Origin of the sequence: Paraburkholderia polaris (genome assembly GCF_012927345.1) — a bacterium.
In the GTDB taxonomy this organism is placed as follows: domain Bacteria; phylum Pseudomonadota; class Gammaproteobacteria; order Burkholderiales; family Burkholderiaceae; genus Paraburkholderia; species Paraburkholderia polaris.
Map to the genome: position 1 here is coordinate 1 of NZ_JABBGJ010000115.1, position 2,755 is coordinate 2,755.

Here is a 2,755-nt window from a genome sequence, read left to right on the forward strand (position 1 = left end):
CCTGAGGACACGAAGGTCCGGTCTTCGAAGTACCTGAACAAGCTGATCGAACAGGACCATCGAAACATCAAGTCCAGAACGAACGTGATGCTCGGATTCAAACGGTTCAGGAGCGCTGCGACCACGATATCAGGCATCGAATTGACACATCGAATTCGGAAGGGTCAGTTCGACCTCTCCGCTCTCCGGCTCAAGGAAACCGCTGCGCCCGCCGTCTGGAATTATGTCCTGTTTAATCGATAAGGTATCCTTATTTATTGGGGGCGTCTCGTTTACCCCATCTATTTGCACCAGAACCACAAAATGTTTGTTGCGGAAGCGCAGACTCTCATCTCGCGTAGTTTAAAACTGAACAATGCGTCATTCCAGTGTTGAAGCCTCAGCACGCGCTCTGTATTGTAATTGGACATCGCGGCTTCTCAGTTTGGTGCATGGAATTTTTTCGACGCGGGCTGGTACATATTTGTGCCACGGGGTGTGGGCCAGAAAATCGCGGTCTTCCAGAGATGTGAGCTCGTTCGGCGCAACCCCAACGCGGCGCACGTCGCCGTCAGCTCCGGAAAAATCGAGGCCTAATCCATTGGGAATTGAAATATGCCCGGCCTGCATCATGTCCGATACCTGGATCGACACAGTAGCGCTGCCCCTACGGGTGGTTAGAATGGCACGCTCACCATCGTTCAGGTCAAGCGCCCCCGCATCATGCGGACTCATCCGCAGCGCAAGCTGGCGCTCTTTCTTGTATCCATCTGGGTTTCGAATGATGGTATTGCTGGTGTCAGTCCGTCGTTCACCCGCTGAAAGAATATAAGGAAAGTCGGCTAGGCTCTGCAACGGCTCGGTGAGTTTTTCCATTTCCGTGAGCATTTCGGGGATAGCAAGGTTGACCTTATGATCCGGCAGTTTGATGCGGTTCCAGCTATGCTCGTAGTCGGAGGATGAGAAGACAAATCCCGAGCCGTTTTCCAAGACCGCTTCAAACAATTTCTCGCCAGCGGTGAATGAGTCACCGACAAAGCCTGCTGCGGCCGCCGCGTCTTTGTTGCCCTGTACAAACAGGTGGCAAGCTCCCCATAGCACCGCTGCAGCGGCGGCACCATCCGGCAGTGTCGGTCCGAGGGTGCGATACAAGACGACGGGTGCAAGCTTGGCTATGATCGGGTTGCTCATTGCGGCCATGAAGAACATCTGAGCGAACTGCATTCTTCCCTGCTGGGCCGCCGCTTTCAGCGGTTCGATATCTTCCGGTTTGAGCGCTCCCAATGCTTCCGTCAAGCGAGCGTGGATTTCCGGTTCAGGCAGCGTTCCCGGCATCGCATCAAACACCGGACGGCGAAGATGGAAGTAGTTGTTCGGAAACTCGATGTTGAAGTAGGTGGCCTCATACTTCTCATATTGACTGGGCGCGGGCAGGATGTAATGTGCCAAACGGGCGGTCTCCGTCATCGCGACATCGATTACCACCACTAGATCCAGTGCGTCCATCGCATCGCGCCACCGTTGGCTGTCCGCCATCGAATGCACGGGATTGCCGCTCTCAACCAGCATCGCACGGTAACGTTTCGGATGGTCAGTGAGGATTTCCTCTGGAATGACGTTGCACGGTACCAGGCCCGTGATGATCTTGGCACCGACAACCGGGCTCAGTTTCTCGACCTTGTCACCCTTGCCCAGCGAGTTGCCCTTGCTTGCCGCATCAATCGCCACTAGGGGGATGAGCGCGTTGTTCGTACCTTTGCGAGCAAAATTGCCCGTTAAGAGCCAGACCAACCGTTGCAAATAACTGCCCAAAGTAGAGTGCACAGACATTTGCATGCCAAGGTCTTCCATCATGGCGACGCTGCTGGCACGCGCGATACGATGCGCCGCAGCGCGCAATTGTCCCTCTGGTACGCCGCAGCGCTCCGCATACTCCGAAATCGGAATTCGGCTGAACTTGTGTTCGACGGCTTCGAGGCCTGTGGCGTGCTCCGCAATCCACTCGCGGGCAATCAGGTCGTCCTGCACGATGATGGCTACCAGCGCAGACAGGCACCACGCGTCCGTTCCCGGCTTGATCTGCAGGTGGAAATCAGCGAGATCGGCGGTTTCGCTCCGACGCGGGTCGATGATAACCAGTGATCGCGCCGGGTCTTTGGCGATCTCGCGAAGAACTGCCCTCGCTCGTGCGAATCCGTGGGATTGCCATGGGTTCTTGCCGACGAATACGGCGACCTCGCAGTGCTCAAAGTCCGCGTGAACACCTGTGCCAAGCATTTTCCCCTGAACCCAGAATTCGCCGGTCTTTTCCTGCGCAAGCGCATTGGATCGGTATTTGACCCCGAGCGCTTTCAGTGTGCTATCGCCATACGTGCCTCCGAGATGGTTCCCTTGTCCGCCACCCCCGTAGTAGACGATCGATTCACCACCGTGATTGGCCTTAATAGCATTAAATCTGGCGGCGATCTCGGATATCGCTGGACGGCGACAATCATGTTGGCCGGTGTAGCGGCGAAGGTTTTGGCCGGTGATGAGGAGTCGAAGGCGGCGTAGCCGCCGAAGACGACGCATCACCGGCGGCGCCGAGTCGGCCGGGCTCTACGATGGCTGATCGAATAAAAAAGCGATCAGCTACATGTCTGGAACCCGCATTACCGACCAACAGGTTCGCCTCTACATGTCCAAACGCAAACATCACTCGCAGGAGATCGCCGCAGCGAAGGCTGGCATCAGCGTACGCAGCGCCCGGCGCATAGAAGGAGACGCAACAATGCCT

The 2,755-nt window shown here is 56.3% G+C and carries 2 protein-coding genes; one reads left to right on the forward strand and one right to left on the reverse strand.

The features are described from left to right. Positions 1–243, forward strand: a 243-nt coding sequence (locus HHL24_RS43100) for a DDE-type integrase/transposase/recombinase (RefSeq protein WP_169491316.1), incomplete at its 5' end; no start/stop codon positions are given. A 117-nt stretch (positions 244–360) separates the two neighbouring features. Here HHL24_RS43100 and HHL24_RS43105 read toward each other — a convergent pair. Then, a complete protein-coding gene (locus HHL24_RS43105; RefSeq protein ID WP_230417827.1) occupies positions 361–2,550 on the reverse strand; it encodes a molybdopterin-dependent oxidoreductase in 2,190 nt (729 codons plus the stop codon). Positions 2,551–2,755: the final 205 nt, after the last annotated feature.

Excerpts from the sequence above, each read along its gene's own strand:
- HHL24_RS43105 (WP_230417827.1), bottom strand. The coding sequence starts at position 2,550 with ATGCGTCGTCTTCGGCGGCTACGCCGCCTTCGACTCCTCATCACCGGC.